A 5,539-nucleotide genomic window follows, 5' to 3' on the forward strand; every position below is an offset into this window, starting at 1 on the left:
AAAGGCAGGCGTGGCCTTGCCAAACATTGTCGACCTATTGCGCGACGACAACGTGCTCGACCAGGTGGTCGGCCAGGGCGTGGCGCCGGCCCCCGCCCCGCTGGCCGCGCCGGCCGACGCCTGTGTCCAGTGCGACGTCGCCGAGACCTTGCGCCGGGTGCTGGCACATGCCGCGGCGCCGGAAATGGCAGCGTAAAGAAGTTTGCGTTTGCAGTGCGGGTACGGCGCCGCGCCAGTGCGGCCGGCGCCGGAACCGTGGCAGTATTTTTCACTATAACTATTTAAAGAAGACAATCATCATGAAAACAGCAATGACCGCTATCCTGCGCGCCGGCGTCGCCGCCGCCGTCCTGACCCTGGCCAGCGCGGGCGCCAGCGCCGCCGGCAGCAACCTGACCGCCACCTTGCACGGCGCCGGCATGTTCACCGCCAGCGGCGGCGCCTTCGGTCCGGGCAACTCGGTCACCCCGGGCGTGTGGGAAGCCACCTACGACAGCAACACCTTCCTGGCGTTCTGCCTGCAGCCAACCGTGGCGCTGAACGCTTCGAACAACCACTACGGCTCGGCCGCGTTCGCCGCGTCCGATTCGATCAAGCGCCTGTACGAGGGTTACTACACCAGCTCGGTGGCAAACTTGGCAACCAGCTACGCGGCGGCCCAGGCGTTCCAGTTGGCGCTGTGGGAATTGAACAACGACAATGGCAACCTGCTGGGCGGCGCCTTGAAGTTCAAGAACTTGAACAACGCCATCGTGCTCAACGCCAACACCATGTTGGGCACCGCCCTCGGTTCGGGCGCGATCCACAACACCTTCAACTACACCAGCCTGAGCAGCGCCGGCGTCGGCAGCGTCTCGCAAAACCTGCTGAGCGTGTCGGCCGTGCCTGAGGCGCAAACCTGGGCCATGTTGGTGGCCGGCCTGGGCCTGCTGGGCTTCATGCGTCGCCGCCAGGCTTAATCGTCGCACAGGGGCGCGGCCGGTTCCCGGCGCGCGCCCCGCCGGCCGCGGCCGCCGCGCCTTGCGCCGCGGCCGTTGCCATTTCTCCCTGGCACGTCCGTGCCGCCCGCGTCGCGCGCCGATTTTTGCCGCCGCGACCCATATTACTGTGGCACAATATTAATCCCCGTTCCTTGTCGGCCGGGGATGCGCGCCGTCGCCTTTACCGTATTCGTCTTCACCTGGAACCGCCATGATGCCATCCCCCCAGCCGGCCAGCGCCGCCGGCGCCGTCGCCGTGTGCGAAGCCGTGGTGTTCCTGTCGCGCTTTTTCGGCGCCGCCGTCCAGCACGAGCGCCTGCGCGCCAGCCTGGCGGCGTTCGACGCCGCCGGCGCCGACGGCGCGCTCGACGAGGCGCTGGCGCACGCCGGCCTGGTCGGCACCGCGCTGGCGGCCGGCGCCGCGCGCCGCCCGACCGAGATGCCGGCGCTGCTGCTCAACGACGCCGGCCAGGCGCTGGTGGTGCTGGCCATCGCCGCCGGCAAGTACCAGTGCCACGTCCCCGGCATCGACGGCAGTTGCTGGCTCGACGCGGCCGCGCTGGCCGGCGAAGTGCCGCAAGGGCGCTGGGTGGCGGTGCGCCCGGTGATGTATTTCGACCAGCGCAGCCTGCTCTACAGCCTGCCGGTCAACGGCCGCTGGTTCTGGGACGTCTTCAACCGCAACCGCTGGGTCTTCCGCTGGGCCTTGCTGGGCACCCTGGTGCTCAACGTGATCGGCGCGCTGGTGCCGTTCTACGCGATGGCGGTGTACGACCGCGTCATCCCCAACAACGCCACGGCCAGCCTGGCGGTACTGACGGTGGCGGCCGTCGCGCTGACCGGCTTCGAGCTGGCCATGCGCCTGCTGCGCGGCGAACTGGTGGAGACGGCCTCGCGGCGCATCGACGTGGCGCTGTCGGCGAGCATTTTCGCCCAGTGCCTGCGCCTGCGCGCGGCCAGCCGGCCGGCCTCCGGCGGGGCGCTCGCCAACACCGTGCGCGACTTCGAGTCGGTGCGCGAATTTTTCGCCTCCAGCACCCTGACCGCGCTCGGCGACGTGCCCTTCCTGCTGCTGTTCCTAGGCGTCATCGCGCTGGTCGGCGGCTGGCTGGCGCTGGTGCCGCTGGCGGCGATCCCAATTTTGCTGCTGGTGGCGCTGGCGGCCAAGCGCCCGCTGGCGCGGCACGTGGCGGCCTCGATGCAGGAAAGCGGCCAGCGCACCGCCCACCTGTTTGAAAGCATGAACGGGCTCGACACCATCAAGGCGCTGGGCGCCGAAGCCTGGAGCCGGCGCAAGTGGGAGGGCCTGACCGTGGCCATCGCCGCCAACAGCGTCGAGACGCGCGAGATCGTCAGCCGCGTCAACTACATCAACACCGCCGTGCTGGCGCTGGCCGGCACCGCCGTGGTGGCGGTCGGCGCGCTGCTGATGGGCGAGAAGCTGCTGACGCTGGGCCAGGTGATCGCCGTCAGCATGCTGACCGGGCGGGCGCTGGCGCCGGTCAGCCAGATCGCCGGCCTGATCATGCGCTGGGAGCAGAGCAAGCTGTCGTACGAGGCGCTCAACAAGATCATGCTGGCGCCCACCGACGACGACGGCGCCAGCCTGCAGGCGCCGCCGCTGAGCGGGCGCATCGAATTTCGCGACGTCGGCTTCGCCTATCCGCAATCGGCGCCGCTGCTGGAGAAGTTGAATTTGACGATAGCGCCGGGCCAGCGCGTCGGCGTCATCGGCAAACTCGGTTCGGGCAAGAGCACCTTGCTGCGCCTGTTGCTGAACCAGTACGGCCCGAGCAGCGGCGGCGTGCTGTTCGACGACCTCGCCAGCACCCAGCTTGATCCGCTCAGCCTGCGCCGGCAGATCGGCTACGTGCCGCAAGACGTTACGCTGTTCCACGGCACGCTGCGCGAAAACATCGAACTGGGACGCAGCCAGGCCGACGACGCCGGCCTGCTCGAGGCGATCCGCCTGGCCTGCCTGGACGACATCGTCAGCCAGCTGCCGCAGGGCGTCGCCACCGAGGTCGGCGAGCGCGGCGAGCGTCTCTCCGGCGGCCAGCGCCAGGCCGTCGCGATGGCGCGCGCGCTGTTGGCCAAGCCGCCCATCCTGCTGCTGGACGAACCGAGCAGCATGTTCGACCCGGCCACCGAGCAGCGCCTGATCGGGCGCCTGCGCAGCCTGCGCGACACCACCATCGTGCTGGTGACGCACCGCATGGCGATGCTGGCGCTGGTCGACCGCCTGATCGTCTTCGACCGCGGCCGCATCGTCGCCGACGGCCCGCGCGACGAGATCCTGCGCGTGCTGGCGGCCCAGCCGGGCGCCGCGGCGGCGCCCGCCATCAGCCCGGAGGTATCCGCATGAGCAAGCCGAACCAGGCGCGCCCGCTGCCTGCCAGCCACCCGGACCCGGAGCGCGAACCGAAGCGCATCATCGTCAACATGATCGCGCTGGTCGCGCTCATCATCGTGCTGGCCCTGGCCTGGGCTACTTTCGCCGAACTCGACGTCGCCGTCAACGGCCGCGGCAGCATTACGCCGCCGAGCCGCTTGCAGGAGGTGCAGAGCCTGGAGGGCGGCATCGTGCGCGAGATGCTGGCGCGCCCCGGCCAATCGGTGCGCCGCGGCCAGCTGCTGGTGCGCCTGGACACGGCGCAGTACGACGCCAACCTGGGCGCGAGCCGGCAGAACCGCCTGGCGGCGCTGGCCGGGCGGGCCCGCCTGGACGCGCTGCTGGCCGGCGTCGCGCCGCGGTTCGACGAGGCCTGGCGGCGCGAGGCGCCCGAGCTGATCGACAAGGAAACCCAGTTGTGGCGCGACGGCCAACGCGAACACGCGGCGGCCGGCGCGGCCGGGCGCGAGGGCGTGTTGCGCCGGCGCGGCGAACTGGCCGAGGCGCAGGGCCGCATCGCCCAGCTCGAAGCCGGCGTCAAGCTGGGCGCCGACAGCCTGTCGATCGAGGAGCGCCTGTATAAAGAGGGCGCCGGCTCGCGCGGCGACTACCTGAGCGCGCAGCAGCGCCTGCTGCAGCAGCGCACCGAACTGGAGGCGCTGCGCAACTCGCTGGCGCGCCTGAACGCCACCCTGGCCGAAGCGCAGGCCACGGCCAGCGAGGCCGACGCGCGCATGCGCGCGCAGTGGGGCGCCCAGCGCAGCGAATACGAAACCAAGGCCGGCGCACTGGCCAGCACCGTCAAGGGCCAGCAGGACCAGGTCACGCGGCGCGATATCAGCGCGCCGGTGGACGGCGTGGTCAACCGCGTGCTGGTGCCCGGTGTCGGCGGCGTGGCGCCGCCCGGCAAGGCGATCCTGGAAATCGTGCCGGCCGACAGCGAAGTGGTCATTTCGGTGCGCGTCAAACCGGCCGATATCGGCTTCATCCACGTCGGCCAGAGCGCCTCGGCCAGCGTGCTGGCGTACGACGCCACCACCTACGGCCGCCTGAAGGCGCAGGTAACGCGGGTCGGCGCCGACGCCATTCCGGACGAGCGCAACGAGCCGTACTTCGAAGTCCAGTTGAGCACCGACCGCAGCCAGCTGACGGCGCACGGCCGGGTGCTGCCGATCACGCCCGGCATGCCGGTCGACGTCGGCATCCTGACCGGCAAGCGCTCGGTCATGCAATACGTGTTCAAGCCGGTGCTGCGCGGCTTGCAATCGTCGCTGCAGGAGCGCTGATGCGGCGCGCCCTGCATACCTCAGCCGCCGTGGCGCTGGCGCTGGCCCTGGCCGGCGGCGCCTGCCTGGCCGGCGCCGACAGCGGCGCCGCCGCCTACGCCGGCCCGGCCGACACCACGCCTATGCCATCCGCGCAGCCGGCGCGCGGCTTGCCGGCCCTGCTGGCGCGCGCCTTGGGGCGCGACCCGCAGGTGCGCGCCGCCCATGCCGCGCTGGCCGGCGCGCAGGCGCGCTACCGGCAGGCCCGTTCGCGGCTGCTGCCGAACGCCGGCATCCAGGCCAGCCGCGGCCGCAGCAACGACCTCGACGGCGCGGTGGACGTCGAGCGGCGCACCCAGCAAGTCGAAGCGAGCCTGCGCTGGAACGTCTACAACGGCGGCGCCGACCGCGCCGAAATGGCCGCCGCCGGGCACGAGGTGGCGGCCGCCGAGGCGGAGCTGCGGCGCGCCCGTGAAGAGGGCGCCGAACGCCTGGCCGAGGCGTATTTCGACGTGCAGCGGTTGGACCGCACGCTGCTGCGTTCGGCGGCGCGGCTGATCGAGGTGGCGCAACTGGTGGCCCAGGTTGGCCGCCAGACCGAGCTGGGCAAGGCTTCCGAGTTGGACGCGCAACTGGCGCAAAGCTCGCAGCTGGACGCCGAACTGACCCAGGACGGCTTGCTGAGCGACCGCCTGACGGCGCAGATCAAGCTTGCCGCGCTGGCGTCCGAAGCGGTCGGCGAGTTCATCGATTTCGACTTCGGCGCGCCGGCGCCGGCCGGCGACACCACCGGCCACGCGCCCCTTCCTTTGGGAGGCGAGCACAGCTACAACCCCCGCCCGCGCACTGGTAACCACGACCGAAACCCAGGGAACACAAGCAGACCCGCCACTGGCTCATTG

General features: G+C 71.1%; 5 protein-coding genes. All 5 read left to right on the top strand.

The genetic code is table 11. The features are described 5' to 3' along the window. The coding region (locus ACFDR9_RS26670) for a hypothetical protein (RefSeq protein WP_409032926.1) at window positions 1-196 on the top strand (196 nt) is incomplete at its 5' end. 103 nt (window positions 197-299) lie between these two features. After that, window positions 300-959, top strand: coding sequence for a PEP-CTERM sorting domain-containing protein (locus ACFDR9_RS26675; RefSeq protein WP_198292003.1), 660 nt, complete (start codon window positions 300-302; stop codon window positions 957-959). Between the two features lie 232 nt (window positions 960-1,191). Beyond that, complete coding sequence (locus ACFDR9_RS26680) at window positions 1,192-3,345, top strand: type I secretion system permease/ATPase (RefSeq protein WP_409032927.1); 2,154 nt, start codon at window positions 1,192-1,194, stop codon at window positions 3,343-3,345. Beyond that, entirely contained in the window at window positions 3,342-4,658 is a 1,317-nt protein-coding gene (locus ACFDR9_RS26685) for an HlyD family type I secretion periplasmic adaptor subunit (RefSeq protein WP_017875810.1), read from the top strand. The genes ACFDR9_RS26680 and ACFDR9_RS26685 overlap by 4 nt, the downstream gene beginning before the upstream one ends. Further along, window positions 4,658-5,539: TolC family protein (locus ACFDR9_RS26690; RefSeq protein ID WP_409032928.1), on the top strand; the 882-nt coding region annotated here is incomplete at its 3' end. The genes ACFDR9_RS26685 and ACFDR9_RS26690, both read left to right, overlap by 1 nt.

The organism is Janthinobacterium sp. CG_23.3, from assembly GCF_046115965.1.
Lineage (GTDB): Bacteria > Pseudomonadota > Gammaproteobacteria > Burkholderiales > Burkholderiaceae_D > Janthinobacterium.

Coding starts and splice junctions, on each gene's coding strand:
- ACFDR9_RS26675 (WP_198292003.1), top strand. CDS start 300: ATGAAAACAGCAATGACCGCTATCCTGCGCGCCGGCGTCGCCGCCGCC.
- ACFDR9_RS26680 (WP_409032927.1), top strand. CDS start 1,192: ATGATGCCATCCCCCCAGCCGGCCAGCGCCGCCGGCGCCGTCGCCGTG.
- ACFDR9_RS26685 (WP_017875810.1), top strand. CDS start 3,342: ATGAGCAAGCCGAACCAGGCGCGCCCGCTGCCTGCCAGCCACCCGGAC.